This is a genomic window from Bradyrhizobium sp. 139 (assembly GCF_023074175.1).
Lineage (GTDB): Bacteria > Pseudomonadota > Alphaproteobacteria > Rhizobiales > Xanthobacteraceae > Bradyrhizobium.
Genome location: NZ_JADPKS010000042.1, coordinates 1 through 561, shown reverse-complemented (window position 1 = coordinate 561; position 561 = coordinate 1). Strand labels below are relative to the sequence as shown.

General features: G+C 69.2%; 1 pseudogene. It reads right to left on the bottom strand.

The annotated features are described in order from the left end of the window. Nucleotides 1–561 (bottom strand): annotated as a pseudogene (locus IVA80_RS10920) (hybrid sensor histidine kinase/response regulator); the annotation flags it as partial.

Sequence of the window (561 nt, the reverse complement as noted above, 5' to 3'; positions counted from 1 at the left end):
TGGTTGCGGGTCAAGACCAGCTCGGAGACCATGGTCATCAGATGCTCCAGCGTATCCACGTTGACGCGGATCGACTGGTTGGCGATGCGGTCGCCTTCGGAGGCGCCCTCGTCCGCCATCGACTTCTTCGGCGCGACCTTGGCCTTGGCCTCCTTGACGGCCTGCTTGACAGCCTCCTTGGCGACAGGCGCCGGGGCTTCGACGGCGGGTGCGGCCTTGATCTCGGCAACAGGGGCCGGGGCTTCGATCGCGGTCTCGCGGAAGGCGCGCTCGAGCTCGTCGAGCGACACTTCGCCCGGACGCAGCGGGCGCTCCAGGGTCTGGTCGATCAGCGCGCCCTGCGTCTCTTTCGGCGGAGCGGCTTCGACGGCAGCCGGCGCTTCCGGCACCAGCGGCGGCGCGTCGGCGACAGGAGCAGCAGCGCCAGCGGCCAGTGCCGCCATGCCCTGCTCGACCATCGCTTCCAGCTTGTCGATCAGGTCGCGGTCGGTGCCTTCGGGCTCGGCTTCGGTCGCCTCGAGCCCGGCCAGGATTTCCTTGATGCGGTCGATCGAGGACAGG